16 protein-coding genes are annotated in these 26953 nt (G+C 71.1%); 9 read left to right on the top strand and 7 right to left on the bottom strand.

Features of this window, described 5'->3' with window-relative positions; all coding sequences use genetic code 11:
• Positions 1–308 precede the first annotated feature (308 nt).
• The gene (locus tag WME90_RS45475) at positions 309–2651 is read left to right on the top strand and encodes an FG-GAP repeat protein (protein WP_437278358.1); all 2343 of its coding nucleotides are present in this window, start codon (positions 309–311) and stop codon (positions 2649–2651) included.
• Here the strand turns inward: WME90_RS45475 and WME90_RS45470 are convergent.
• The 5 genes from WME90_RS45470 to WME90_RS45450 form a co-directional block, all read right to left on the bottom strand.
• Complete coding sequence (locus WME90_RS45470; protein WP_437278357.1) at positions 2648–5857, bottom strand: metallophosphoesterase; 3210 nt, start codon at positions 5855–5857, stop codon at positions 2648–2650. The genes WME90_RS45475 and WME90_RS45470 overlap by 4 nt on opposite strands.
• 640 nt (positions 5858–6497) lie before the next feature.
• A complete protein-coding gene (locus tag WME90_RS45465) occupies positions 6498–7784 on the bottom strand; it encodes a lanthionine synthetase C family protein (protein ID WP_437278356.1) in 1287 nt (428 codons plus the stop codon).
• Entirely contained in the window at positions 7781–11050 is a 3270-nt protein-coding gene (locus tag WME90_RS45460) for a lantibiotic dehydratase (RefSeq protein ID WP_437278355.1), read from the bottom strand. Before WME90_RS45460 ends, WME90_RS45465 begins: the two co-directional genes overlap by 4 nt.
• Positions 11047–11628 (bottom strand): hypothetical protein, encoded by a 582-nt coding sequence (locus WME90_RS45455; protein ID WP_437278354.1) that lies wholly within the window; start codon positions 11626–11628, stop codon positions 11047–11049. The genes WME90_RS45460 and WME90_RS45455 overlap by 4 nt, the downstream gene beginning before the upstream one ends.
• 39 nt (positions 11629–11667) lie before the next feature.
• On the bottom strand, positions 11668–12546 hold the full coding sequence (locus WME90_RS45450) for a hypothetical protein (protein WP_437278353.1): 879 nt from the start codon (positions 12544–12546) through the stop codon (positions 11668–11670).
• Positions 12547–12639: 93 nt separating this feature from the next.
• On the opposite strand from WME90_RS45450, the gene WME90_RS45445 reads away from it, so the two are divergent.
• The 3 genes from WME90_RS45445 (at position 12640) to WME90_RS45435 (ending at position 18078) form a co-directional block, all read left to right on the top strand.
• Positions 12640–14502: a bifunctional homocysteine S-methyltransferase/methylenetetrahydrofolate reductase gene (locus WME90_RS45445; RefSeq protein WP_437278352.1), complete on the top strand. Its 1863-nt coding sequence runs from the start codon at positions 12640–12642 to the stop codon at positions 14500–14502.
• 75 nt (positions 14503–14577) lie between these two features.
• On the top strand, positions 14578–17244 hold the full coding sequence (locus WME90_RS45440) for a M1 family aminopeptidase (RefSeq protein ID WP_437278351.1): 2667 nt from the start codon (positions 14578–14580) through the stop codon (positions 17242–17244).
• Positions 17245–17289: 45 nt separating this feature from the next.
• Positions 17290–18078: an enoyl-CoA hydratase-related protein gene (locus WME90_RS45435; RefSeq protein WP_437278350.1), complete on the top strand. Its 789-nt coding sequence runs from the start codon at positions 17290–17292 to the stop codon at positions 18076–18078.
• 24 nt (positions 18079–18102) lie between these two features.
• Here the strand turns inward: WME90_RS45435 and WME90_RS45430 are convergent, their stop codons facing one another.
• Positions 18103–19251, bottom strand: coding sequence for an FAD:protein FMN transferase (locus tag WME90_RS45430; RefSeq protein WP_437278349.1), 1149 nt, complete (start codon positions 19249–19251; stop codon positions 18103–18105).
• A gap of 150 nt (positions 19252–19401) precedes the next feature.
• On the opposite strand from WME90_RS45430, the gene WME90_RS45425 reads away from it, so the two are divergent.
• Positions 19402–20589 carry a M20 family metallopeptidase gene (locus tag WME90_RS45425; RefSeq protein ID WP_437278348.1) on the top strand — a complete coding sequence of 396 codons (1188 nt, stop codon included), beginning with the start codon at positions 19402–19404 and terminating at the stop codon, positions 20587–20589.
• Position 20590: 1 nt separating this feature from the next.
• Here WME90_RS45425 and WME90_RS45420 read toward each other — a convergent pair whose 3' ends face one another.
• Positions 20591–21175, bottom strand: coding sequence for a hypothetical protein (locus tag WME90_RS45420; RefSeq protein WP_437278347.1), 585 nt, complete (start codon positions 21173–21175; stop codon positions 20591–20593).
• A 221-nt stretch (positions 21176–21396) separates the two neighbouring features.
• Between WME90_RS45420 and hemE the strand changes: the two genes are divergently transcribed.
• The 4 genes from hemE to WME90_RS45400 all read left to right on the top strand — a co-directional run bounded on the left by hemE (position 21397) and on the right by WME90_RS45400 (position 26911).
• A complete protein-coding gene (gene hemE / locus WME90_RS45415) occupies positions 21397–22449 on the top strand; it encodes a uroporphyrinogen decarboxylase (RefSeq protein ID WP_437278346.1) in 1053 nt (350 codons plus the stop codon).
• Between the two features lie 122 nt (positions 22450–22571).
• Positions 22572–23357, top strand: coding sequence for a class II glutamine amidotransferase (locus WME90_RS45410; RefSeq protein ID WP_437278345.1), 786 nt, complete (start codon positions 22572–22574; stop codon positions 23355–23357).
• A 1252-nt stretch (positions 23358–24609) separates the two neighbouring features.
• Entirely contained in the window at positions 24610–25509 is a 900-nt protein-coding gene (locus tag WME90_RS45405; protein ID WP_012241235.1) for a GGDEF domain-containing protein, read from the top strand.
• 43 nt (positions 25510–25552) lie between these two features.
• The gene (locus WME90_RS45400; protein WP_437278344.1) at positions 25553–26911 is read left to right on the top strand and encodes an aspartate aminotransferase family protein; all 1359 of its coding nucleotides are present in this window, start codon (positions 25553–25555) and stop codon (positions 26909–26911) included.
• The last annotated feature ends 42 nt before the right edge of the window (positions 26912–26953 follow it).

Below are 26953 nucleotides of genomic sequence, written 5' to 3'. Positions count from 1 at the left end.
TATCGGGTCATTGGCTCCGGCGCCGCACATGGCGCCGGTCCGTCAGGGTCTATCACCGACAGGAGAGCCACATGCCGCATCATCGAACATCCGTTCATGCGCTCTTGTTTTGTATCATCTCCGTCGCAGCGTGCAGCGCGGCGGTCGATCCAGCGAGCACGGACAGCGCCGAGGAAACTCGGCTTCACGAACAGGAGGGATCCCACGCCGCGTCCGCAAAGCACCGCGCGGCGTTCATCGCGACGGTTCAAAAACAGGCACCGGCGACCTACAATGTGAGCCCCGGTGCGGCGAGCGTGCGCGCTGGGGTGAGCGCTCTGAATCCGGCGCACGGCCTCCTCTCCGAGTTCACGTCGGCCGGCGTCGCCGTGACCCGCGAGGGCGCGGAGAGCGCCGGTCGAATCACGATGAAGCTCGCGCGCTACGGCTGCGAGGGGGAGCTCGCCCCCCTGGAGGTCGCGGCCGAGCCGCGCGGGGCAGACAACCGCGTGGAGCTGAGGCATCGCGTCCCGTCCTCGGGCTCGAATGTCACGGAGTGGTACCTGAACGGCCCGCTGGGGCTCGAGCAGGGCTTCTCCCTGGATTCACGGCCTCCCTGTCGCAGCGAGGGCGAAGGCAACGTGGAGCTGGAGATCGCGCTCGGGGGCGATCTCTCGCCGCGACTATCGGAGGACGGCCAGTCGATGGATCTGCTGGACGCGTCCGGTGCGGCCGTGCTGCGGTACGCCGATCTCGTCGTTCAGGACGCGCGCGGGACGGTGCTCCCGGCAGAGCTCAAGCTGAGCGAAGAGAACGTGTCGATCGTGGTGGACGACACCGGCGCGACCTATCCGCTGGAGGTCGACCCGCTCATCGCCACGGAGCAACAAGCGCTCTACGCCAGCAATGCTTCGAGCGACGACTACTTCGGGTGGTCGGTGGCCATCTCGGGGAACACCGCGGTGGTCGGCGCCATGGGCACGGATGCAGCTTACGTGTTCGTGCGCGACGGCGCGTCGTGGTCCCAGGCGGCCGTGCTCACCCCCGGCGATGGTCTGCCGGGCGATTTCTTCGGCGTCTCTGCGGCCATCGACGGTGACACGATCGTCGTCGGAAACCGCGCATCGTCGACGGGGCGCCGCGCTGCGTACGTGTTCGTGCGCAGCGGCGACGCCTGGCATGAGCAGCAAAAGCTCGTCGCGCAGAGCGGCCCAGGCGGCGACGGCCGGTTCGGATATGCCGTCGCCATATCGGGCGACACGATCATGGTCGGGGCACCCAGCGATTATGGCCGAGGCGGCGCGTACATCTTCGTCCGGAGCGGCGCCGTGTGGGCGCAGCAGGCCGCGCTCGCGCCCAGCCTCGACGCCCGCGTCCAGGGCTACGCCGTTGCCCTGCACGGCGACACCGCGGTCATGGGCAGCGACTGCGACGATGGTGCACGCGCTCATTCGTGCCAAGTCTACGTGTATACCCGTGTCGGCGACGCCTGGTCCGAGCAGGCCGTTCTTTACCCGCCGGCCGGTTCGACGCCGCATTATCGATTCGGCGGCTCGCTCTCGCTGAGCTCGGAGACGCTGGCGGTAGGCACCATCGTCTACGATGAGGTCAGCCCCGGCAGGCTAGCCGCCGTGGTCTTCGCGCGCAGCGAGGGCGCGTGGACCCAGCGGGCCATGCTGTACTCCAGCGATGCTCCGGGCTGGGGGGGCTGGTTTCGCAACGCCAGCGTCGCCGTGTCCGGGGACAGGTTGGTCCTCAGCGGAAGCGACGACGGCGCACCGGGACCGAGGATCTTCTCCAGAATCGGCGGCGTGTGGACGCCACAGAGCACGGTCGAGAGCTCCACATGGAACAAGTGGGACGTTCGTGTGGCGCTCTCGGGAGACACGCTGATCGCCGGCACCTGGATCGACGGCGTTCGCGCCTCCAACGCCGGCGCAGCGTATGTCATCCAGCTGCGAGAGGCTCCGCCTGGTCACCTCCTGAGCGCTCGCTCCTTCGTCGAACATACCGCCGACATGCCGTTTGTGCTCGACAAGACCGACACCAACAGATTCGGGACGCCGAGCAGCATCGACTGGGCGAGCTTCACCGGGGCCACGCAAGGCGCATCGCTGTTCACCCTGTCGCTCTTGAACTCGGATTCCACGCTGACGACATCGACGCTCCGCGGCTGGTGGGGCTCCACGAGCCCTACGTCCACGAGCCTGTACGGCCACGTGCTGGCCGGGAACCACTTCAGGCGGCTCTCGAACGTCGGCGACATCCTGCCTGGCGATCTGCTGGTCATCAATTACACAGACGGCGGCTCGGGGCACACGGCGATCGTCGATGCGGCCCCGACCCCGATCGCGCCGGCCATTGCCCCCGTCGTCTCCGGCACCACCCAGTATTCGCTCCGGGTCATCGACTCGACGAGCACCGCCCACGGGTGCGCCACGGACCCGAGCACGGCAGACACGCGATGGGTCCCGGCCGATCCGACAAATCCGTGCCGCAGCGGGACCACGGACGGCGGGGCGGGCAGGGGCATCATGCGCCTTTACGCTGTCTCCCCGGGCCTTCCGAACGCGGGGGAGCTCACCGGGTATAGCTGGAGTCTCACGTCGGGCTCCGCGTACTTCCCACAAACCGGCGCGCGGCCCCACGTGATCGGCCGGTTCGTCCGCTAGAGTTTCATCGTCCTCACGCCGCCGGGGTCGCCATCGAGCTCGCGGAGCGCGCGACGGATCTCGTCCGCCGCCGGGAGGCGGAGCCGCTCGGCGTCACGGAGCGCCGGGACGAGCAGGGCGCGGGCCTGCTCGCGGTCTCCAGGCTGGCCGCGGCGAAGGAGGGAGGCTCCCGCCCCCTGGCGCGCGCTGATCATCTCCTGCACGTCGCCGATGTACTCCAGGGCGGGCAGGACGTCCTCGCGGTAGATGCGGAGCGCCTCGTCGAGCTGCCCCAGCGCTGCGCGCGCGCTCGCGATCTTGCTCAGCGTCACCGCGCGCTCCCGGTCGTCTCCGAGCCGCTCGAACACCGGGAGCTGCTCCTCGCGGCGGATCCGCATCGCCTCCTCCAGCTCGCCGCGCGCCTCGTGCGCATCCGCGATCTCCCCGAGCGTCACCGCGCGCGAGCGCGCGTCCCCGAGCCGCTCGTAGACAGGGAGCTCCTGCTCGCGGCGGATCCGCATCGCCTCCTCCAGCTCGCCGCGCAGCTCGAGCACCTCCGCCACCTGACCCACCGTAATCGCGTGCGATCGCGCGTCGCTGTGACGCTCGTAGACCGGCAGCTCTTCCTCGCGACGGATCCGCAGGACCTCCTCCAGCTCACCGCGCCGCTGGAGCACGTCCGCGATGACGCCGGACGCGAGCGCCGCCTCGTAGTCGTCGCCGCGCGACAGGTCGAGCGCGCGCTTCTCACGCGCCGCGGCCAGCGCGCGATCCGGCTCGCCTGCCCGGAGCGCCACATAGGCGTGCGTCCAGAGGAGCTCCGAGCGCAGCGCCGGCGCGCCGCTCGCCGCGATCGCCCGCTCGTAGAGATCCAACCACGAGCGAAATGGCCCCTTGGTCCACGCGTACCAGGACCCTGCCCGACCGATCTGCGCGAGCGCCCTCGCCGGCGCACGGGCGAGCCAGTGGATGAGCGCCGCCTGCTCCGTGCGTATCTCGCGCCAGCGCCTTCCCTGCTCCGTTTCCTGGCCGAACGGCAGCTCCGGAAGCCGCTCAAGGAACCACGCGGTCATCCGGTCGAGCGCCTCCTCCTCGCTCGCGCGCTCCAGCAGGAGCTCGGCGACGAGCGGGTGGAGGCGCCACGCCCCGTCCGGCCGCTCCGCCTCGCTCACGCGCTCTGCCACCGACAGCTCCGTGGCCCTGACCAGGAGGTCCTCGACGTCGAGCACCGACAGCCCGGCCAGGGCTGCCCCAAGGCCCCGCCCCACGCCGGCGGCTGGCGCGAGCCCCAGCGCGGCGAGGCCGGCCATCTGACGGTCCACATCGGCCGGCGTGAGCTCTCGGCGCAGGAGATCGAGCGACAGCTCGAGCGACGTCCGTACGACCGCCCGCGCGCGCTCGGCCGGCGGCACCGGCGCGGCGGGCTCCAGGGCAAGCCCCTTCTTCCGGAGCTGATCGAGGAAGCCCTGCACCGAGCGCCCGCGGCGGAGGTGCCCGGCGGCGAGATGCACGGCGAGCGGCAGCCCGCCGAGGGCGCGCACGAGCTGCTCGTGCTCGCGCTGCTCTCCGTCGGTCCCCGGCGCGCGGTGCTCCCTCGCGAGCTGCTCCAGCGCGATCACCTCCTCGAACGGCCGCACCAGCACGACGACACACCCTGGATCGTCGCCCGGCGCCCACACCTGGAAGCGCCCCGTGACCACGACGGCGCAGCCCTCGAGCCGGCGGACGAGCGCCGCCGCCGTGCTCGCGACAGGACGGCTATCGACGTTCTCGATGTGGAGCAGGCTCCCGCTCTCCCTGAGCCAGGAGCGCACGGCGTCCCCTGGATCGCGCAGCCCGGCGCCGAGCTTCAGCCGCTCGGTCAGCTCGGCGAGCAAGCCCGCTTCGTCGCGTTGCTCGTCCTGGTCGAGGACGAGCTTGAGATAGCCTCCTGGAAAGCGCGCGGCGTGCAGCTCGGCGAAGCGATCGACCAGGTACGATTTCCCGACGCCGGCCATGCCGTGGAGGGCGCAGACGGCCGTCGGCGCCGGGATGCCCGAGGTCGGCAGGAGCGCCGCCTCGAGCTCACGCAGCTCGGCCTCACGGCCCACGAACACGCCGCGCGGGCGGCCGCGCGCCGGCGCGGCGGCGGTCACCGCGGGCGCTGCCGGCCGCGAGGGCGCGGGAGCGGGCGCCGGGCCGGCCCCGTGCAGCGCGTTCTGGAGCGAGAGGCCGTCCCCCGGGCTCGCGCGGTACAGGCTGCCGTCGTCGTACCACGCCTCGCTCCGCCTCGACCACGCGCGAAAGCGGACGTCACGGCGCTGCGGTCGCCCGTCGGCGTCGAGCGTGAGGTCGATGAGGTGGCAAGCGTTCGGGTAATGGTCGTGCTCGTAGAGGCATCCGGCGGCGAGCTCGTACAGCGCGCGGTCCGGGTCGGCGAGCACCATCGCCTCGGGTTCGTGCTGGTGGCCGCGCAGCAGGAGGTCCACGCGCGCGGCCAGGAGGCGCCGGCTCGCGTTTCCGTCCGCCAGGTCGCCCAGCGGGTGGTGCATCAAGGCCAGCCGATAGCCGCGGAGGTGTCGTCCGTCGGCATCGTTCGCGAGCCGCAGCACCTGGTCGTCCGTGAGCCGCAGCTTGCCCGCGTCGCTGTCGTTCCCGGCCAGCCAGGCCGAGTCGAGGCCGATCACGTGGACATCGAACGGCATGCCCGGGAGGCGCAGCGTCGCGCGGTAGCCCAGGCTCGGATGGAGCGTCGCCTCGGGCAGGAGCTCGGGGCGGCCGAGCTCCGCGCCCACCCAGGTGCGGTAAGCTCCCTGGCGCAGGAGGATCTGATCGCGGTACTCCGGCGCGATGCCGCGCAGCCGACCAACGCCGGCCATCCAGCGGGAGAAGGCGAGCTCCTCATGGGGTTCCACCTGCTCGCGCAGGCACTCCCAGGCGGGCACCGACAAGCTGCGATCGATGTCGTGATTGCCGGGCACGACGAAGAGCCGCGTCCGAGGCACGCCGATCCGGCCGAGCAGAGCGTCGATGAACGAGGATGCAGCGGCGTACTGGTGCGCCTCGCCGGAGAAGGCGACATCGCCCGTGAGCGCGACGATATCGATGGTCGCACCGTCTCGACACAGCTCGTCGAGGTTCCTGTCCCATGACTCGCCGAGCACGCGAGAGACGCGCCAGGGCTCGCGCTCGCGTCTCCCACGGAAGTGGATATCCGAGATATGGAGGATGCGGACTCGGTAGGTCACCAGGAGACTGTATCGTGGTCCGAGCACCGCGAGAACGCCGCACGGCGCCGCCCCGAGAGCGGTGAGCGCCCGCGCCGTCCAGCTCGAGTACGGTGATGTGGGCGGTGGACGACGCGGGTCGCGGACGCCGGCTGGAGGATCACGTCCGGCCACCCATGCCCCGCACCCCCAACGGCCTGGCCGGCAGATACGCCAAGGTTTCGTCCCAAACGGCTGTTCGTGCCTCTGCCCCGCGTCGCGCGGATCACGGCGCGACAGGCGCAAGGGGCGAAGCTTCTATGATTTTCGAGGGCGACGGCGGCGACGTGGCGGCCTCGGGTGAACTTTGTCACCCGCGCCGATTCCCGTTCCATTGCCATTGAATTCCATCGTGACGAGCGATGCGACCACTACAAACAAGCCATGCGTCGCCGGCGGCCCTCTGGAACAACTGATTTTTATCTACGTCTCCTTGACATTGCAGAGATGCAAGCGGACCATCATGCGTTATGAAGCCTGCCAAAAAACTGACCCTCAGCCTCCAGACCGTCCGCATTCTCACGTCCCAGGAGCGCAACGCGGCCGACGGCGTGCCCGCTCCGCAGCAAGAGCAGCCCGCCCTGCTCCCGACCACCCCCGTCTGTTCGATCTTTACTTCGTGCTACCGCGACTGCCCCTGATCGGCGTCGCCTGCGCCTCTCGATGATCCCCGAGGCGGGATCGAGACGAGCAGGAGCCTGTCCCAGTTGGGCTCCACGTCGCTCGTCGCTCCGAGCAGGGCAAGACCGACCCCCGCCGCCCCCTCTAGGAAACCAGGCACGTCTTCCCAGCATGACGTCGAATCCGTGCGCCATGCACGGTAGCCGGCGATCCCCGCGCCCAGGTGACGCATCTCGAGGGTCCGCTCGAACCAATGGCGGGCCGCATCCTCCAGGACCGCGTCCCCCGTCGCCTGGGCCATGCGGTTGAAGAGGTGCGCGATCCCTGCAGTCCCGTGGCACAGCCCCGCATCGCGCACGACCGCGCTGTCGCCGCACCGGGCCGCTCCATTGCGCGCGATCGCGATGGCCTCGCGTTCCCATCGAGGCTCTCCCACGCACCGGGCCGAGCGAAGGAGCGCCGCCGAGACCCCGAGGTCGCCGTAACACCAGCCGAAGCGTGAACGTTCGGCCGCGCCGGGGGCATCGTCGTCGACGCGCCAGCTCGGGAAACGGAGGGCCCCTTGGGCGGGAGGCTGCGCGAGCAGCCAGTCGACGCCTCGCCCGAGGAGCTCGCGCGCGCGAGAGCCGCCGATGTTCGACTCGCACACCTGCGCCAGGAGCGCGAGGATCCCGGGGATGCCGTGGGCGACACCGAAGTTGTAGTAGCCTTTCGGCGCGAGCGCGCGTTGCCATGCGGGCAGGTTCATGGGTTGCGTGAACCACGCCACCCCGGCGCTCGAGTGCAGCGCGAGCTCCGCGAGCCGCTCGACGATCGACTCCAGGCACTCGGCCGCGACGGCGCGTGTGCTCGGCGCCCTGAGGCGCTCGATGAAATAGACACCGATGCCGACGAGCCCACCGGCGAGATCGTACTCGAAGGGCCACGGCGACCGCGAGAGGAGCGCCCGCAGCGCCGCGTCGATGTCTTCGTTGGGATCCTCGTCGCCCGCGTCCATGTCCACGAGGTGGGCCGCGAGCCACGCAACACCGGTGAACCCGCCATGGAGCGCCGGGGAGTGCGCGCCCTCCGCGAGCGACGCGGCCGCCCGCTCGAAGATCTCCTGGGCCGTCGCAGCGTGCTCCCTCGAACGAGCGGCACGATCGGCGTACTCGTAGAGCAGCGCGATCCACGGATCCTCCGGGGTGGATCGCGCCTTGACGGCCACGAGGACCTCGTCGATCGACGCGTGGAGGCGCTCCGCCAGCGAGCCGGTGACGAGCGGCTGCCAGGACGAAGCCGTGGTCATTGTCGCTTCCGTGCGCGGGCGAGCCGCGATCCATAGAGTCGGGCCAAGAGATCGTAGAGCACGAGCTCTTGCGCGCGCGCCTCGGCGTGCAAGAGGCGGTTGGCGAACATATGGAGGTAGCTCGGCAAGAGCTCGGCGAGGGGGAGCGACAGGCGCTGCGCTCGCTCAGCCGCGCGCAGCGCCTGGGCGACAGGGGCTAGCCTCTCTGAACGCCGCCGGAGGATCGCGATGCCCGGCGCGAGCGGACGCACCCCATCGTCCTCGTCGCCGTCCGGACGATCAAGGAGCGCCCCGAGCGCCTTCGACTCCTTGCGGTATTTATCGCCGAGCGTCCTCGTCAAGGCGACGTTCACGCGAAACTCCGAAGCGAAGGCGCGCCGAGCGCGCTCGGCGATAGCGGCCTTGGCCTCGAGGTCGAGCTCGAAATCGTCGAGGAGCATGTCCATGCCGCACAGGGCGAGACGCCACCGGGCGTCGTCCGCGGCGTCGGCCCCCGCTAGGAAGCCCAACAGATCGAGCGCGGCATCGCTGTCCGCGTGAAAGAGCTGCTCGGAGAGCGCCATGCCTTCAGGGCCGCCGTAGCGCTCCGTTTCGCGCTCGTAGGTGTCGAGCTGGAGCCTCCACACAAGGCCGTCGTCGAGCAGCGGCCCCACCCCCGCGTGGAGCGCCGGGAGCACGTCGGCGTGAAGCCTCGCCGGATCCCCGCGAAAACGGAGCCGCAGGTGCCACTCGGGATCGCCGTAGCGGATGAAGAACCACCCATGTGCTCCCCCGGATGTCATGGCGCGCGCGACCATCGGCGCGATCGAATCGACGAGGACGCGGTCTGCCGTCGCCGTCCCCGTGTAGAGCTTCGCGTAAAGCCACGCAGATCCGGGCGGAAACGTGCGCTGCGAACGCGCGATCGTTCGGGCGGGCCGCGATGTTCCCTCCGGGGGCTCGCGGGGCGTCCGCACGAACGGGAGCACGATCTCGTGAACGAATCGCCCCTCCGGCCCCTCCGCGCAGAGCTCGTCCGGGAACATCTCGACAAGCGCCGCGCTCGTCCGCTGCTTCACCAGGTGGACGAACGTCTCGACGCTGAGCACATTCTCGAGGTCGAGCGGGAGCTCGTGATCCCCCTCCTGCAGCGCAACCCAGCGGGGCAGCTTCCTCGCCGCGCGGAGCTGGCTGATCGCCTCGAGCTCTGCGCCCTCCTGCGCCGCGCCGAGGGCACGGAGCTCCTTCTCGCTGAGGTTCCACAGGGCGCGGGAGAGAATGAGCTTGCCCGAGGTGACACGCGGCAGGAATGGCGCCGACTCCAGCGCGCCCCAGCTCCACCCCAGCCCGCCGGTGCTCCCCTGCCCTTGGAGGGAGCAAAGGAAGCGGTATATGCCCAGGCTCCGCGCGGCGAAGTTGTGCGCGTTGGTCATGCGCGGAACGACCTCGCGACCCAGGCGCTTCGAGCGAAGGACAATGCGATCGCCCCAGACGGACACCAGGAGATCGGTGACCGGGATTTGCCGTTCGTCAGGCGCTCCGGAGCGCCCCAAGAAGACAATCTCGTGATCGCGCAAGACAGGGCGGCACGCGATGTTGCCCACTCGCCCCTCGGGGAGGTGGGTGATCTCTGCAAAGATGGCATCGGGTCGACAGGCCTCTTCGGCGCGGAGGTGCTCCTCGACGAGCGCCTGAAGGCGGCGATCGGCGTGGCAGAAGCGCCCGATCAAGCGGGCCCCCGACGGGCCGATCATCATGGTGAACGAGAGGCGAAAGGCGCCCCGATCGAGCTCCTCCGGCGACGCGGACAGCACCGTCCCCATCACACAGAAGGCATCGGGGAGCGGAGGGGGATCTTTGTCGCTCAGCGCGTCGATGTCCTCGGTGGAGAGGTCGATCGCCGTGGCGCCCGCTGCCGCCGCCTCCTGGAGCTTTCGCACGAGCAGCCTCTCGCGTACGCCCCACGGGCTCATCTCTTCATGGGCCGGCGGTGGGAGGGCGATCCCGTCGAGCAGCGGCGCGTTCTCCGCGCCTCGGGACATCGGCTCGAAGCCGACGCCGAGCTCCTCGTCCAGCGCTTCGACGAGCGGCACCTCACGCCCCTCGAAGCGCCGGACGAACGCCTCGCGAAAGCGGCTCAGGAGGCCTGCGCGAGGCCGCCGCGACGTCTTGTGGAGCAGCTCGACGCCGCGCACGAACGCGCTGACGACGTGCGGGCCCAGCGTGGCGTCGGCGGGCTTTACCAGATCGACCTGGAAGAGCCGTGACAGCGCCACCTTCGCGGGGAGCGCCTCGAGACGACGCGCGATGCTGCGGTACGCAGCCGGCGAGGATCCGAGGGGGGCGCGGTCGATGGCCGCGATCTCCTCGCGCACGCCCGCGAGGATCTCCGCCGCCTCCGCGCCCGCGGGCAGCGCCTCGAGATCCGCGATGAGAGGGTGAATGGGCTCTTGCCCCGTCACCGGAGGCGTCAGCCGCGAGGTCAAGATCTGGTTCGAAATGAGCTCGCCGACGAATTCAGCCGCGTCGGCGTGGGTGATTTCGCCTTCGGGATCTCCTTGCACGAGCGCGCGCGCGAGCGCGTCTATCGTCTCCCCGCTCCGCGCGCGCTCGATCGTCGCGTCGAGGTAGTCGGTGGCGTCCGCCGCGATCAGGTGATAATCGCGCCTGCTCTCCCGGACGTGGGCCTTCACGTACCGCCAGCGCCCGCCCAGGCGGAAAAGGCTGGTATTGGGGTAGTAGCGGATGGCCTGCCGGAGCGCCGGGCTCCTGCCGATCTCCTCCGTCAGGGAAAACAGATAATCCATGTCGAGGCGCGTGTGGCTCTCGTACGCCGCGCGCGGGGCGATCGAGAGGCGGGAGCGGCTCCCGAGGCTGCCTATCGAGCACCCGGAGAAGAGGCCGAACGGGGTCGCGCGCCCGGTCATGCGCGCGAAGTAGCGCAAGACCGATCGCTGGATCTTGTCCCTCGGATCCTTGTCGTCGCGGAGCCACGCCTCGATGCTCTCGTCGAGCGAAGGCGAAGCGACGAAGATCGCCTCGCGGATCTCGGGGCGCAGGACGAGATCGCGCAGGCGTCGCCGGAGCGTCGCGCGATCTCGCTCAATGGCTTCGGCGAGCCCCAGAGGGCTGCCCATCGCGCCCGCGGCCTGGAGGCCGGCGCCGAATTGCAGCCATGCGGTGAACGGCAGGAGCGGCGTGCGGAGCGCGAAGAACCCCGACGGCGCGAGATCCGGCTTCGACGACACCGCGTCGTGACGTCTTTGTGGAGGGTTCACATCCCTCACCGCCCCCGCTCGTAGTCGAGCGCGGCCTTCTCGACGACGTCCCAGTCCCGCGCGGCGCGCTCGGCCTCGGCCACGAGGTCCGCGGTGAACAGCGTGAGCCCCCAGATGCCGTTGTCTCGCTTGCGGAACGGGTACCGCGTGCCGCGCGCCGTCTCGACCGTGGCCCGCTCGCCCGTCACCTCGACCTTCCCGATGCCGGACAGGTCGCGCCGGAGGCGCGCGACGAAGCCCTGCTTCATGGCCATGTCGACCCACACGTCCGCCCCGTCCTCGGCCATCGCGTGGGCGCGGTACTGCTCGAGCAGGCGCGCGCGCTCCGGCTCCGGGTAGCTCGCCTCGATCCGCTCGCTCGCCTTCCGCCGGTAGTCGCGGATTGTGTACGCCGCGTGCTGCGCCCGGTCCTCGAGGTACGGGAAGCACGCGCGCGGGTCGCTGACGCCGATGCTGTACGCGATGCGGAGATAGGCGCCCTCGGGCGTCGTGTCCGGCGGAAAGCGGCTGAGCTTGAGCCAGACGAGCACGAGCGCGAGCACGGCGACGGCGGCGGCGCCCCAGGTGATGGCGCGGCGACGGGTCATGTCCGGCTCATCTCTCGCTCTCTCGAACCGCGCAGCACGCTAGTCGATGTGCCCGCCGAACTGCAGATAAAGGGACGCCACCTGCCCCCTGTCGAACGCGGGCCCGAGCGGCTCGTCCAGCGCGAGGAGCAGGCCGGCCCGCATGAAGAAGGTCTTCTGGCTGTCGTACACGAAATACGGCAGCAGCGAGACCTGCCCCTGGTCGTCGTAGACCGACGACGGCACCCAGACCGTCTGGAGCGCCACGCCGCCGCCAAAGCCGGCGCGGCTCTGGAACTCGGGCTCGACCTTCGCCTGGAACACCGTGTCGAGATCGTCGGAGTCGTCGATGAACCCGCGCCGGAGGCCGTCCCCCACCGGGATGAAGAACGTGAGGTCCCCGCCCGCCCGGAGCACGAAGGACCTCCCGAAGCGGTACTCGATGCCGCCGAGGCCGCCGACCGGGAGCGCGTTCGCCGCCCAGAGGTGCAGATCGTAATAGGCCATCGCCGACGCGCTGAAGCCCCTGGCCACGTGCCAGTCGTAGCCGTCGACCGCGCCGAGCGGCAGGCCGGCGCGGCCGCCCGCGTACCAGGTGAGCTTGCGGCCCGCGTCCGAGTAGTAGAGCGTGAACGTCGGGTTGCCGAGCGCGGCGCGCGACTGGCGGTCCGGGTCCTCGAGATCTCCCGGGCCGTCGAACGAGAGCGCCAGCGGGAACTTCAGGTTGATGAACAGATCCGGCGTCGGCTCGAACTGCACGAACGGGACGGCGGCGAGCGATGTGCCGAAATCACGGGCGCTCCACAGGTAGAGATCCACGCCTGCGTCCGAGCGGTGCACCACCGGATCCCAGGCGTGCGCCGCCGAGGGGGCGGCGAGGAGCGGAGCAGCGGCGGAGACCGCCAGGGCGAATGCTTGAAGCCATCGGGGCGTGCTCATCTCGAGAACTGCCCTACCGAGATCCGCGCCGCGCCGTCAACCGCGTCGCGCCCCCCCTTCCTGAGAAGCCGGAGCGCCCCTACGATGCGCTCCATGTCCCGCAGGCCAGAGGCCCCGTTCCTCGACGCGCTCCGACGTTCGATCCTCGTGTTCGACGGCGCGATGGGCTCGCTGCTCTACGAGCGCGGGGTGTTCGTCACCCAGAACTTCGAGCAGCTCAACGTCGCGCGCCCCGATCTCGTGAAGAAGATCCACGCCGAGTACGTCGCGGCGGGCGCGAACGTCATCGAGACGAACACCTTCGGCGCGAACAGGTTCCGGCTCGATCGGTACGGGCTCGTCAACGAGGTGCGCAACCTCAACCTCGCGGGCGCGCGCCTCGCGCGCGAGGTCGCGGGCGGCGACGCGTACGTCGCCGGCTCGATCGGCCCGACCGGGCTCGTGCCCGGCGTCGCCACGCGCGACGACCTCGCCGCCGCGGCCGCCACGTTCGCCGAGCAGGCGGGCGCGCTCGCCGAGGGCGGCGCAGACCTCCTGATCCTCGAAACATTCCGCCACCTTGACGAGATCAAGCTCGCCATCGACGCGGCGCGGGCGGCCGCGCCGGCCCTCCCGGTCCTCGCGTCGATGACGTTCGACACGAGCGGCGTCGCGGCGGACGGCAGCGAGCCGGAGCGCGTCGCGCGGACGCTGCGGGACTGGGGCGTCGACCTGCTCGGGGTCAACTGCGGCGACGGCCCGCAGCTGTCGCTCGCGATGGCGGAGCGGATGGTGACCGCGGGGCTCCCGCTCTGCGTGCAGCCGAACGCGGGCCTGCCCCGCACGGTCGACGGCCGCCAGCTTTACATGGCGACGCCCGAGTACTTCGACGTCTTCGCCCGCCGCATGATCCAGGCCGGCGCGGCGATGATCGGCGGCTGCTGCGGGACCACGCCGGAGCACGTCAAGTGGATGGCCAAGTCGGCCCGCATGCTCCGCGGCGGCGCCGCGCCCGAGGTGGCCGCGCGGCCGCACGTCACGATGGACGCGCCCACGGGGCTCGAGCCCACGCCGCTCGGCGAGCGGAGCCCCCTCGCGGCGAAGATCGCGGCGGGCAAGTTCGTCGTCTCCGTGGAGGTGAACCCGGCGCCGGGCCTGAACCCCGAGAGCGCGCTGAACGCCGCGAAGATGCTCATCGACAGCGGCGTCGACGTCGTGAACGTCGCCGACGGCCCGCGGGCCACCGCGCGGATGACGAACCTCGCCTTCTGCTCGCTCCTGGTCCAGCGCTACGGCATCGAGCCGATCCTGCACGTCTGCGGCCGCGATCGGAACCTCATCGGCCAGATGGCGCACCTGCTCGGCGCCCACGCGATCGGCATCAAGAACCTCGTCGTCATCACGGGCGATCCGCCGAAGGTCGGCGACTACCCGGAGGCGACCGCCGTCTACGACCTCGACTCGATCGGGCTGCTCAACATGGCGAGCACCATGAACCGCGGCCTCGACCCGGCCGGCAAGCCGATCCCGGGCGGCAAGACGTCGTTCCTGCTCGCGACGGGGCTCGAGCCCGGCGCGCAGGACCTCGACAGGGAGATCGCCCGCCTCGAACGGAAGCGCGCCGCGGGGGCCGACATCATCATGACCCAGCCGATCTTCCACCAGGATCTGCTCGAGAAGGTGCTGCGGCGCATCGAGCACCTGGGGATGCCGGTGCTCGTCGGCGTGCTGCCGCTCGTCAGCCACAAGAACGCCGAGTTCCTCCACAACGAGGTGCCGGGCATGCAGATCCCGGAGGAGATCCGCGAGCGCATGCGCAAGGTGCCGGCCGGCCCCGAGGCGCGCAAGGAAGGGGTGAAGATCGCCCGCGAGATGCTCTTCTCGGTGCGCGATCGGGTGCAGGGCGCCTACCTGATGCCGCCCCTCGGCAAGTACGAGCTCGCGCTCGAGGTGCTCGACGGCCTCAAGACGGGCTGATCTGCCCGGCGGCTCGCCCCAGCACACGAGTTCTTGCTTGCAGCACCGGGCGCCGCGCGGGGAAACTCCGCGGAGATGTCCCTAGAGTACCGGCTCCACTCGCGCTGCGCCTGCGGCTCCGTGCTGTCGTCGTCCGAGTTCGCGGCCGCGTCCCGCCCCTTCACGTTGGCCGGGACGAGGCGCGTCTACGAGCGCTCGCGCCCCTTCACGATCCGGCACATCGCCCTCGATCTCGCCCTCGACGTCGAGGCGCGCTCGATCCGCGGCACGGCGCGGCTCGACGCGGTCCGCGTCGACCCGGGCGCGCGCGAGATCGCGCTCGACGCCATCGGCTTCGACATCGAGGCGGTCGAGATCAGCGCCGGGGCCGCGCGCGCCGCGAAGCCCCGGCGCGGCGCGGGCAAGGCGGCGAGCGGCGCGTTCCACCCGGCCGAGCACACGTACGACGGCGAGACGCTCCGCGTCGCCGTGCCGCTCGACGAGGCCGAGGCGTCGATCCTGGTCCGGTACCGGGCGACGCCGCGGCGGGGGATGTATTTCCTCCAGCCGGACGAGCACGTCCCCGACCGCCCGCGGCAGGTCTGGACGCAGTGTCAGGACGAGGACGCGCGCCACATCTTCCCGTGCATCGACAAGCCCCACATCAAGCAGACGACCGAGCTCCGCGCGCAGGTGCCGCCGGGCTGGTACTGCCTGTCGAACGGCGAGCTCGAGAGCGACGCGAGATCGCAGAAGGAGGGCGCCTACCACTACCGGCTGGACGAGCCTCACCCGAGCTACCTGTTCACGCTGGTCGCGGGCGAGTTCGCCCGCATCGACGACGCGGCGCTCGACGTCCCGCTCGCGTACTTCGTGCCGAAGGGGCGCGAGGAGGACGGCCGCCGCACGTTCGCGCGCACGCCGGACATGATCCGCCACTTCAGCGAGAAGCTCGGCGTCAAATATCCTTTCCGCCGCTACGCGCAGGTGGTGGTGAGCGACTTCATCTTCGGAGGGATGGAGAACACGACCGCCACCACGATGTACGAGCACATCCTGCTCGACGAGCGGGCGGCGCTCGACATCTCGTCGGACGATCTCATCGCCCACGAGCTCGCGCACCAGTGGTTCGGCGATCTGGTGACCTGCCGCGACTGGTCGCACGGCTGGCTCAACGAGGGGTTCGCGACGTTCATGGAGCACGTCTATCGCGAGCACCACCTCGGCGCCGACGAGTACGATCACGGCGTGAAGGCCGATCTCGACTCGTACCTCGGCGAGGCGCGCGGGCGTTACCGGCGGCCCATCGTCTGTCAGGACTACGACGCGCCGCTCGACGTCTTCGATCGGCACCTCTACGAGAAGGGCGGGCTCGTGCTGCACCTCCTCCGCCGGGAGCTCGGGGAAGAGCTCTTCTGGCGCGGGGTAGGCACCTACCTGACGCGCCACGCGCGCGGGGTCGCGGAGACGCGGGATCTGGCCCGCGCGCTCGAGGACGTGAGCGGCAAGTCGCTGGAGCGTTTCTTCGAGCAGTGGGTCTTCCGCGCCGGGCACCCCGAGCTCGACGTGAAGATCGAGATCGAGGGCGATCAGTGCACCGTGACGGTGAAGCAGTCCCAGGCGACGGGGCAGCACCCCAGCCGGGAGCACGCGCTCCAGCCGGACGCCTCGACGCCGCCCGTCTTCGCGTTCGACCTGGTGCTCGATTTCGGCTTCACCGAGGGCAAGGGATCGAGCACGCGCCGCGAGGTGCGGCGCGTCGACCAGCAGGCGCACACCTTCGTCATCCCGCTCCCGCGGCGGCCCCGCTTCGTGGTGGTCGATCCGGACTTCAGGATCCTCGGCGAGGTCAGGGTCGACGCGCCCAGCGATCTGCTGCGGGCGCAGCTCGCCCACGCGCCGACGGCGCGCGGCCGGATGCTCGCCGCGAAGCCGCTCTCGCGGCGCGACGACCCGCCGACCACGCGGGCGCTCGGGCAGTCGCTCTCGGACGCGCGGGAGTTCTGGGGGGTGCGCGCCGCCGCCGCGAGCGCGCTCGGCGCCCTCCAGTCGAGCGCGGCGTTCGCGCTGCTCGAGGGCAACGCCGGCGTGGAGCACCCGAAGGTGCGCCGGGCGGTCGCGAGCGCGCTCGGCAACTTCAGGTCGTCCAAGGCGGCGGAGGCCCTCGGCAAGCTGGCCCTGCGCGACGCGAGCTACCTGGTGCAGGCCGAGGCGGCGCGCGCGCTCGGGGCCACGCGGCAGAGCTCGGGGTTCGACACGCTCGTCGATCTCCTCGATCGCCCCTCGTGGGGCGAGGTCATCCGCTGCGGCGTGATCGACGGGCTGGCCAACCTGAGGGACGAGCGCGCCGTGCCGCACCTGACGGCCCGCACGCGCTACGGCGTCCCGACGCGGGGGCGGCGGGCGGCGATCCTGGCGCTGCCGAAGCTCTCCAGCGATCGGCGGACGCGCGAGCTCCTCGAGGAGCTGCTCGATCAGCCGGATCCGTACCTGCGGGTCGACGTCGCGCGCGCGCTGGGCGATCTCGGCGACGGCCGGTCGCGCGGCGCGCTCCAGCGGCAGCTCGACCGCGATCTCGACGGCCGGGTGCGCCGGCGGATCCGCGAGGTCTTGCGCGATCTCGGCGGGGCCGGCAAGCGAGAGCTGGATCGGCTGCGGGACGAGCTCGAGGCGCTGCGGCGCGACAACGCGGAGATCAGGGCGCGGCTGGGCAAGCTCGAGGCGGCGAGCACAAAGCCCAAGAAGGCGGCCGACGCCAAGTGAGCTAGCCCGTTTGCCGCGCCGCCGGGCGGCGGCTAGGGAAACTCCATGTCGGAAGCCCCTCCCGTGAAGCTCGACCGGCGCGGCGCGGTCGCGGTGCTCACCCTCGATCGGGCGGATCGCCGCAACGCGCTCTCCCGCGACGCGCTGCTCGCCTTCGGGCGCCTCGGGCGCGAGCTCGTGGACGACCCGGAGGTGCGCGCGATCGTGATCACGGGCGCCGGGGACAAGGCGTTCTGCGCCGGCGCCGACCTGAAGGAGCGGCAGGGCATGAGCCCCGACGACGTCCGTCGTCAGGTGGGCCTGTACCGGACGGAGCTCGGGGGGCTGGCGCGGAGCCCGAAGCCTGTGATCGCGGCGATCAACGGCGTCGCCTTCGGCGGGGGGCTGGAGCTCGCGCTCATCTGCGATCTCCGGGTGGCGGCCCCGCACGCCGAGCTCGCGCTGCCGGAGACGTCGCTCGGCATCATCCCGGGCGCGGGCGGCACGCAGCGGCTGCCGCGGATCGTCGGCGAGGCGAGGGCGAAGGAGATGATCCTGCTCGGCAGGAGGCTCACCGCGCCCGAGGCGCTCGCCTGGGGCCTCGTGAACCGGGTGTCACCCGAAGGGACGCCGGTGCTCGACGACGCGATCGCGTGGATCGAGCCGATCGCGAGCGGCGCGCCCATCGCGCAGGCCGCGGCGCTCGGGGCGATCGAGGACGGCTATGACGTGCCGCTCTCGCTCGGGCTCGAGATCGAGCGGGTCCACTACGACGAGACGCTGCGCAGCGAGGATCGGCTGGAGGCGCTGCGCGCGTTCGCCGAGAAGCGGAAGCCTGTCTACAAGGGGCGGTGAGGGCGGCGAGCCGGGCGCCTCCTGCTACAGCCCGTCGGTCGGCTGGCGGAGCAGCTCGACCTTCCCTTCCAGCCGCTTCGACACCCACACCTTGTTGTTCCGGTCGACGATCACCGCGCCGCAGTCCTCGATCGACTCGACGAGCGCGAGCCCCTTCTCGGCCCCCAGGATGAACACCGCGTCATCGACGGCGTCCGCGGTCAGCGCGTCCTTCGCCCAGATGGTCACGCTCCGGCTCTCCGTCGCCGGGAAGCCGGTCCGCGGATCGATGATGTGGTGATAGCGCCTGCCGTCCTTGATGAAGCTCCGCTCGTAGTCGCCCGCCGTCGAGAACGCGTGGTCCTCGACCTCGATCATCGCGAACGAGTCGTTCGCGTCCTTGCCGCGAGGATCCCGCGCCCCTGCCCTCCACCGCGACCCGTCCGGCTTCTTTCCGGCGATGTACAGGTCGCCGCCGGCCTGCACGAAGAACGACGTCAGCCCCTCCCCCCGCAGCACCCGCGCCGCGGCGTCGACGGCGTAGCCCTTCGCGATCCCGCCGAGGCTCATCCGCATCCCCGGCTTCCCGAGCATCACCGTGCGCCGCGCGCGATCGATCTTGATCTGCCTGTGATCGATGAGCGCGCGCGCCCGCTCGACGTCTTCCTTGCGCGGCACGTTGTCGTCGATGTCCTCGTCGAACTTCCAGAGCCCGTGCATCGCCTCGAAGGTGATGTCGAAGACCCCCTCCGAGCGCTCGCTGATCCAGAGGCTCTTCTCGATCACGGCGAGCGACTCCGGGCTCACCTCCACCGGGCTCTTCCCGGCCGCCGCGTTGACCCTCGACAGCTCGCTCTCCGGCCGCCAGGTCGTCATGAGCCCCTCGAGCCTGCGGATCTCCGCGATCGCCTTGTCCAGCCTGGCCCTGATCGCCGCCTCATCCATCGACTCGCTCGTGTAGGCGGCGAGGAGCAGCCTCGTGCCCATCGCCATCGCCTCGACCACGACGCGGGCGGGCCCGGCCTGCGCCGAGGCCGTCGGGGCCGGCGCAGGCGCCGCGCTCGATGCGGCCGGCGCGGTCGCCTCCCGCGCGCGTGAGGGCGCGTCGCACCCGGCGAGCGCGAGCGACGCGAGCGCCGCCGCGAGGCAAGCGCCGAAGCAGAAGAGGGGCGGAGAGCTGCGCGGTCCGTGCATTCGAGGGTCCTGGCTCCGTGAGAAGTCCCGACAGCGTGGCCGTGGGCGGCGTGCGAGCGTGACCACCGTGCGGCGTCGGCGGAGCTCCTCCGCCGGCGCCACCATGGCCCGGGCGAGCCGCGTGGATCCAGAGTAGTATCGCGCGCCCCCATGAGCCTCGACCCGACCCGCCTCCAGCGTGACATCGACGACCTTTCCCCGGATCTTCGCGAGATCGCCGCGCGCATCCACGCGAACCCCGAGCTCCGGTTCGAGGAGCACAGGGCCGCGGCCTGGCTCGCCGAGGCCGTCGAGAAGCGCGGCATCCAGGTCGAGCGCGGGCTCGCCGGCATGCCCACCTCGCTGCGCGCGCGCATCGGGCGGGGCGGGGGTCCCCACCTCGCCATCCTCGCCGAGTACGACGCGCTCCCGGAGATCGGCCACGCCTGCGGGCACAACCTCATCGCGGCGGGAGCGCTCGGCGCCTTCCTCGCGCTGGCGCGGCAGAAGGACGCCGTGGCCGGCACCATCGATCTGGTCGGGACGCCCGCGGAGGAGGGGGGCGGCGGCAAGATCCGGCTGCTCGAGGCGGGCGCCTTCGAGGGCGTCGACGCCGCGATGATGTTCCACCCGTTCGACCGCGACCTGCTCGCGCACGACACGCTGGCCAGCGCCTGGCTCGAGCTCCAGTTCCGCGGCAAGCCGTCGCACGCCGCGCTCGCGCCGTGGGACGGGAACAGCGCGCTCACGGCGTGCCTCGACACATTCCGGCTGATCGACGGCCAGCGCGTCCACTTCCGCGACGGCGTCCGGGTGCACGGGTTCATCAAGAACGGCGGTCAGGTGGTCAACGTCATCCCGGAGCTCGCCGTGGCCGAGTTCTCGGTCCGCGCCCTCGACACCGAGGAGCTCGCCCGCGTGCGGGCGATCGTGGAGCGCTGCGCCCGCGGCGCGGCCATGGCGAGCGGGGTCGAGCTCACGCTCGTCGACCAGGGCGGCTACAAGAACATGGTCAACAACCGGAGGATGGCGCGCCGGTTCGGCGAGCACCTGCGCGCCCTCGGCCGCTCGCCGATGGAGATGGACCCCGCCGTCGGCACCGGCTCGACCGACATGGGCGACGTGTCCCATGCGCTCCCCGCCATCCATCCGTGGATCGCGATCTGCGGCAAGGGAGAGACGACCTGCCACCAGCACGCGTTCGCCGAGCGCGCCGCGAGCCCCGCCGGCCAGGACTCGATGCTGATCGCCGCCAAGGCCATGGCGATGACGTGCGCGGATCTCCTGCTCGATCCCGACCTGCGGCAGGGCGTGCGCGAGGAGTTCGCGCAGCGGAAGGGCGGGTCGAGCGCGCGTTAGCTCAGCCGTCGTCCTGAAGGGGGTTCCCGAGATCGTCCATCAGCCCGGTCCCCCCCTCGATCGGGATCGCTCGCGCCAGGGCGACCCGCTCCAGCATCACGGACAACGCGATCCTGTCTCCGACGTCCGGCAGCCAGGTGCGGGACCCATCCCAGAGATCGAGCCGGATGTTGCTCGACGGCACGCTCCCGCTGACCGCCGCCGCGCCGCCGGCGCGCGCCTGCGCGGAGGGCACCGCCATCCGGTCGATCTGCGACCACGCGAAGCGCCGCACGCGCGGCACCCCGAAGGTGAGCAGCTCGCGCAGCTCGATCCCGTCCGGGTGCACGACGACCCCCCGCATCTGCTCGCGCAGCACCATCGCGATCGCGCTCACGCACAGGATGATCGCGCAGACGCTCGAGGAGACGAGCCGGTGGCGATCGCCCTCGACGACGTACTGGAAGAGCCGGGAGCTCGAGGGAGCGTTCTGGCCGTAGAAGATCACCCCCGAGACGGCGAGGGCGAAGCTCAGGTAGAGCAGCGCCGGGAGGCGCTCCTTGAGCGGCGGCCCGAACGCCATGCGCTTCTCGGGCCTGTACGTCATGTCAAAGCCGGGAGGTCTGGAGGGACGCGCCATAGATTCCTAGTCTACACGGCGGCGGAGCCGACGCTTGGGTCCGCCCCCTCGACCGGGCCGCCCCCGGTCACGCCGCGCTCCGGCGACCCACGGGCGGGCGATGGGTTGAAACCCATTGCCGGGCGATGGCTGAACGGACATGAAGGGGCGTCCCGACGGCGTCCCGTCGACCCCTCCTGGAGCCTTCCATGCACGATCGCTTCCTGCGCGCCTGCCGGCGTGAGCCGACCGATGTCACGCCCGTGTGGTTCATGCGCCAGGCCGGCCGGTACATGGCCGAGTACCGGGAGCTCAGGAAGAAGTACACGCTCCTCGAGATCTGCAAGACGCCCGAGCTCGCGCTCGAGGTGACGCTCCAGCCGCTGCGGCTCGGGATGGACGCGGCGATCCTCTTCGCCGACATCCTGCTGCCGCTCGAGCCGATGGGCGCCCCCTTCGAGTTCGCGAAGGGCGAGGGCCCGGTGATCCACGAGCCGGTGCGCGACCGGGCCGGCATCGAGCGGCTGCGCGTGTTCGAGCCCGAGGAGGGCCTCGGCTATGTGCTCGACGCCGTGCGCCTCATCCGCAAGGAGCTGGACGGCAAGACGCCGCTCATCGGCTTCGCCGGCGCGCCGTTCACCATGGCGAGCTACCTCGTCGAGGGGGGCAAGTCGAGCGACTACCGGCTCACGAAGCAGCTGATGTGGAGCGATCCCGAGGCGTGGTCGGCGCTGATGGGCAAGATCTCGGAGGTCGTCCGCCGCTTGCTGCGCGCGCAGGTCGCCGCGGGCGCGCAGGCCGTGCAGCTGTTCGACTCGTGGGTCGGCTCGCTCTCGATCGACGACTACCGCGAGCACGTGCAGCCGCACGTGCGGCACATCCTCCGCGACCTCGAGGCGACCGGGGTCCCGGTGATCCACTTCGGCACGAACACGGGGGCGCTCCTGGAGGCGCAGCGCGACGCCGGCGGCACGGTGATCGGCGTCGACTGGCGCACGCCGCTCGACAAGGCGTGGCAGCGCATCGGGTACGACCGTGCGGTGCAGGGCAACCTCGATCCGCTGCTGCTCTGCGCGCCGCGCGCCGTCGCCGAGCGCCGCGCGCGCGCGGTGCTCGCGGAGGCCGGCGGGCGCGCGGGGCACATCTTCAACCTCGGCCACGGCATCATCCCGGAGACCCCGGTCGATACGGTCAAGGCGGTCATCGATCTCGTCCACTCCGTCCCGCGCGCGTCGCTGCAGCAGGGCGAGTCGAGCCGCTGACGCCGCGCATCGCGCCGCGCCGCGCCATCGACGGGATCGTGCGGCGGGGTGCCTAGGCCGCGCCGGCGCCTCGCCCTCGAGATCGCAGGGGCCTCCCGTGGTGATATGGTCCAGCCGCGAGCATGTGCGAGCTCCTCGGGATGGAATGCAACGTCCCCACCGACATCGTCTTTTCGTTCAACGGCCTCCGGCACCGAGGTGGCCGCACCGGTCCCCACGCTGACGGGTGGGGCCTCGCGTTCTTCGAGGGGCGCGCCGCGCGTGTGTTCCTCGATCCGAGCCCCGCCGCGGAGAGCCCGCTGGCGCGATTCCTCAGCGAGACGCCCATCAAGACGCTGCTCGCGATCGGCCATATCCGGCGCCGCACCCGCGGCGACGTCCTGCTCGCCAACACGCACCCGTTCGTGCGCGAGCTCTGGGGCCGCCACTGGGTCTTCGCGCACAACGGCACGCTCCCTCGGGTCCGGCGCCGCGCGCTGGGCCGCTTCAATCCCATCGGCACGACCGACAGCGAGCACGCTTTCTGTTACCTGCTGGAGGGGCTCCGCAGCTCGTTCCCCGGCTATCCGCGCCGGCCCAGCGAGCTTTGGGAGGCCGTCGCGGCGCTCGGCGGCGAGCTCGGCCAGGACGGGACGTTCAACTTCCTGCTCGGCGACGGGCGCCACCTCTTCGCCCGCTGCGCAACCCGGCTCTGTCACATCATCCGCAAAGCGCCCTTCGGCGTCGCGACGCTCGTGGACGACGATGTCCGCGTCGACTTCTCGGCCGTCACGACCCCGAAGGATCGCGTCGCGGTGGTCGCGACGTGCCCGCTCACCGCGAACGAGACCTGGACCACGGGGCGACCGGGCGAGCTCTGGGTCTTCGATGGCGGCGAGCTGCGCGCGACGCTGTCATCGATCGCCTGACCGGCGCCAGCGCGCTCTCCACCCCTCGCGCCTGCCCGCCTGGGCTCTTGCCGTCAATCCCCTCTTTGCGATCGGGGTCGGTTTCTCGATGCCTTCTCCGCCGCGGGGCGCATTGACGCCTTCTCGCGGTGGCTGGTTCCAGCATCGACGGAGCGTTGCGGCTGGCGGAGGAACGAGCTGCTCCTGAAACCATCCCGACACAGGAAGCGCGCTGCCGTGCCGGAGGGCTGGAGAAGGGGGACCGGCAGCTGAAATAAAAAACGCCGCGACGGACCTGGGGGGGGAAGGTCTCCGCCGCGACGCAGGTCTATCCTACGCACCTGGTGTGCCAAGTCAACCAACCGGCAACACTGCCAGGAAGCCCGCAGCTGCGCGGCCGCAGCGTGCGCAGCGCACGTGGGTTCACTCGGTCCCGCTCCGTTCCGTGTCCGTGCCGCTTCGCGCCGTTCTGCTCGGCTTCGCTCGGCTCCGCTCCGTTCCGCTGGCTTCGCTCGGCTCCGCTCCGTGCCGCTTCGCTCGGCTCCGCTTCGTTCGGCTCCGCTTCGTTCGGCTCCGCTTCGTTCGGCTCCGCTTCGTTCGGCTCCGCTCCGTTCCGCTTCGCGCGGTTCCGCTTCGCTCAGTTCAGCGTTGTGATGTGCCCTGGTTTTGAGGCAGAACTCACAGAGCATCGCCCCCGCAGAACGCGGACATGCCAGCCGAACAGACACATCGTGTTCCAGCGAACCATTCTCTCCCTTGCCGGCTCAATCGCTCGCCGGACGGGTGGCGGCGCGCTCGGGAAACGCATAGAGAGACCCGCATCCTCGGCAGCTCGGGCTGTACAAGAGGAAAGAGGTGGGGCGTCAACTGCGATAGAAGCGCACAGTGCCCCACAAGGCGCGTCGGCGAGAACCGGCGGTGCGGCGCGGCGTGCGCGACGGCCAACGGCAGCAAACGGCGAGGGGCGGACGGCGTGCGGGGAACAAGCCGAGAACGTGGAAGGGCGCAACGGACGCAACGTACACAACCGAGCGCAGAGGGCGACGTAGGCCGTTGTCGGGTCGGGAAGGCGGAGGAAGCACTGAAGACGGCTCCGCCCGGATGGCCGTCTTGACGGGAGTCGGGGCATGTCAGTACGCTTTGACGTTGGGCGAGCTAGGGCATATCGAACCGTTGCACCGCGACCGAAGAGCCACGCCCGGGTAGGTTCCGTCTCGGGAAGAGCTCGAACGATGTCGAGGCTAGGTCGCACGACGGGTTGGGCTGAGCGCGCGTGAGTGACTTCGACGAAAAGACTCGTGTAACGCAGGTGGTCCAGCCCCCACCGGGCGGCGGCAGCAAGAACACGACCGACTGCCTGGTCGTGATCTACACGAAGGAACCCACGCTGCTCGGCAAACGGTTCGTGCTGGAGAACAACCCGACGCGGGTCGGTCGCGGCGCGGACAACCACATCGTGCTCGACGGCGACTCCGTGTCACGTAGGCACGCCCATTTCGAGCAGCGGCCGAGCGCCTGGATGGTCGTCGACGACGGGAGCACCAACGGGACGTACTGCAACGATGAGCAGATCTCCCGCGAGGTGGTGCTGAAGAACGGAGACAGGGTGAAGATCGGACCCACGATCTTCAAGTTCCTGTCCGGCGCCGACGTGGAGGCGCAATACCACGAAGAGATCTACCGGATGACCATCATCGATGGTCTCACGCAGATCCACAACAAGCGCTACCTCTACGAGGCGCTCGAGCGCGAGATCATCCGCGGCCGCCGCCACGAACGGGACCTCGCGATCCTCCTGTTCGACATCGACCACTTCAAGCGCATCAACGACGTCCATGGCCATCTGGCGGGCGACTTCGTGCTGAAGGAGGTCGCGCGCATCGTGCAGAGCCGCATCCGCCGCGACGAGGTCTTCGCGCGCTACGGCGGCGAGGAGTTCGCCATCATCCTGCCGGAGACGTCCATCGAGGGCGCGGCGGCGCTCGGCGAGACCCTGCGTCAAAAGGTCGCGGAGCACCTGTTCGTGTTCCAGGCCGACAGCATCCGCGTGACGATCAGCGTCGGCGTGGCGCTGCTCCAGGAGGGCGATCGCACCGCGAACGACCTCATCAAGCGCGCCGACGAGCGCCTCTACCACGCGAAGAACAGCGGAAGAAACCGGGTGTGCGCCTGAGCAGCCGCCCGCGGGCGCGCTAGGTTCCGGCGGAGGAAGGACGATGCCGAACAGCGATCTGCCGCTGCCGGCGGCGCCGGACGCGGGCGACGGCGCGGAGCTGCCCGCCATCCTGTCGCCGCCGCCTGGTCCCCTGTCGCGGAGCGCCCTCGAGCGGCTCGAGCGCGTCGAGTGCCCGGCGTTCGGCCGGCGGCGAGAGGCGCGGGCGCAGAAGAGCGGCGCCGACATGCTGCCGATCGTGCTGTCGCACGGGCGCGGCGCGAACGTCTGCGACGTCGACGGGAACCGGTACGTCGACCTGTGCGCCGGCTTCGGCGCGCTGCTGCTCGGCCACGCGGCGGCGCCGGTGCGGCGCGCGGCGGAAGAGCAGATGTCGCGGCTGACCCTCGCGCTCGGCGACGTGTACTCGGCCGACGTGAAGATCACCCTGCTGGAGCGCCTCGCGGCGCTGCACCCCGGGCCCTCGCCCATGGCGCTGCTCGGCCAGAGCGGCAGCGACGCGATCACCGCGGCCGTCAAGACGGCGGCGCTCGCGACCGGACGGCCGGGGCTCGTCGCTTTCGAGGGCGCATACCACGGGCTCGGGTACGCGCCGCTCGCGGCGTGCGGGCTGCGCGAGAGCTACCGGGCGCCCTTCGCGGAGCAGCTCAACCGGCGCGTGACGTTCGCGCCCTACCCGCGCGACGAGGCGGGCGCCGCGCGCTCGGTCGACGCCGTCGAGCTCGCGCTGCGCGGGGGCGAGGTCGGCGCGGTCCTCCTCGAGCCGATCCTCGGGCGGGGCGGCTGCGTCGTCCCGCCCGACGCGTTCCTGCGCGCGGTCTGCGACGCGGCTCACCGGCACGGGGCGCTCGTGATCGCGGACGAGATCTGGACCGGCCTCGGTCGATCGGGGGCGATGACGCGCACGGGAGAGCTGGGAGTGCCCGTCGACATCGTCTGCTTCGGCAAGGGGCTCGGCGGCGGGCTCCCCATCTCCGCGTGCGTGGCGCCCGAGCCGATCATGCGGGCGTGGGCGCGCGAGGCCGAGGTGGTCCACACATCGACGCACTCCGGGTCGCCCCTCGCGTCGAGCGCCGCGCTCGCGACGCTCGACGCCCTCGACGAAGGCAGGCTGGCCGCGCGCTCGCGCGACGTCGGCGCTCGCTTCCAGGGGGCGCTGCGCGCGGCGCTGGCGCGCACGGCGGGCGTCGTCGACGTGCGGGGCGCCGGGCTCATGGTCGGCGTCGAGCTCGAGAGCGCCGAGCTCGGGCTCCGGGCCATGCGCGGGATGCTGGCAGAGGGGTACCTGATCCTCACGGGCGGCGTGCGCGGCGAGACGCTGACGCTGACGCCGGCGCTCACCATCCCGGAAGCGCTGCTGTCGGCCGCGGCCGGCGCGCTCGCGCGCGTGCTCTCGGCCTAGCTCCGCCCGCCGGAAGGCCGGCCATCTCTGGCCGCGCTCCTG

This window comes from Sorangium sp. So ce375, from assembly GCF_051473855.1.
In the GTDB taxonomy this organism is placed as follows: domain Bacteria; phylum Myxococcota_A; class Polyangia; order Polyangiales; family Polyangiaceae; genus Sorangium.
This window is presented reverse-complemented; position numbering and strand designations above follow the sequence as displayed.

Coding starts and splice junctions, on each gene's coding strand:
- WME90_RS45465 (WP_437278356.1), bottom strand. CDS start 7,784: ATGACCACGGCTTCGTCCTGGCAGCCGCTCGTCACCGGCTCGCTGGCG.
- WME90_RS45455 (WP_437278354.1), bottom strand. CDS start 11,628: ATGACCCGTCGCCGCGCCATCACCTGGGGCGCCGCCGCCGTCGCCGTG.
- WME90_RS45450 (WP_437278353.1), bottom strand. CDS start 12,546: ATGAGCACGCCCCGATGGCTTCAAGCATTCGCCCTGGCGGTCTCCGCC.
- WME90_RS45445 (WP_437278352.1), top strand. CDS start 12,640: ATGTCCCGCAGGCCAGAGGCCCCGTTCCTCGACGCGCTCCGACGTTCG.
- WME90_RS45440 (WP_437278351.1), top strand. CDS start 14,578: ATGTCCCTAGAGTACCGGCTCCACTCGCGCTGCGCCTGCGGCTCCGTG.
- WME90_RS45435 (WP_437278350.1), top strand. CDS start 17,290: ATGTCGGAAGCCCCTCCCGTGAAGCTCGACCGGCGCGGCGCGGTCGCG.
- WME90_RS45430 (WP_437278349.1), bottom strand. CDS start 19,251: ATGCACGGACCGCGCAGCTCTCCGCCCCTCTTCTGCTTCGGCGCTTGC.
- WME90_RS45425 (WP_437278348.1), top strand. CDS start 19,402: ATGAGCCTCGACCCGACCCGCCTCCAGCGTGACATCGACGACCTTTCC.
- WME90_RS45420 (WP_437278347.1), bottom strand. CDS start 21,175: ATGACGTACAGGCCCGAGAAGCGCATGGCGTTCGGGCCGCCGCTCAAG.
- hemE (WP_437278346.1), top strand. CDS start 21,397: ATGCACGATCGCTTCCTGCGCGCCTGCCGGCGTGAGCCGACCGATGTC.
- WME90_RS45410 (WP_437278345.1), top strand. CDS start 22,572: ATGTGCGAGCTCCTCGGGATGGAATGCAACGTCCCCACCGACATCGTC.
- WME90_RS45400 (WP_437278344.1), top strand. CDS start 25,553: ATGCCGAACAGCGATCTGCCGCTGCCGGCGGCGCCGGACGCGGGCGAC.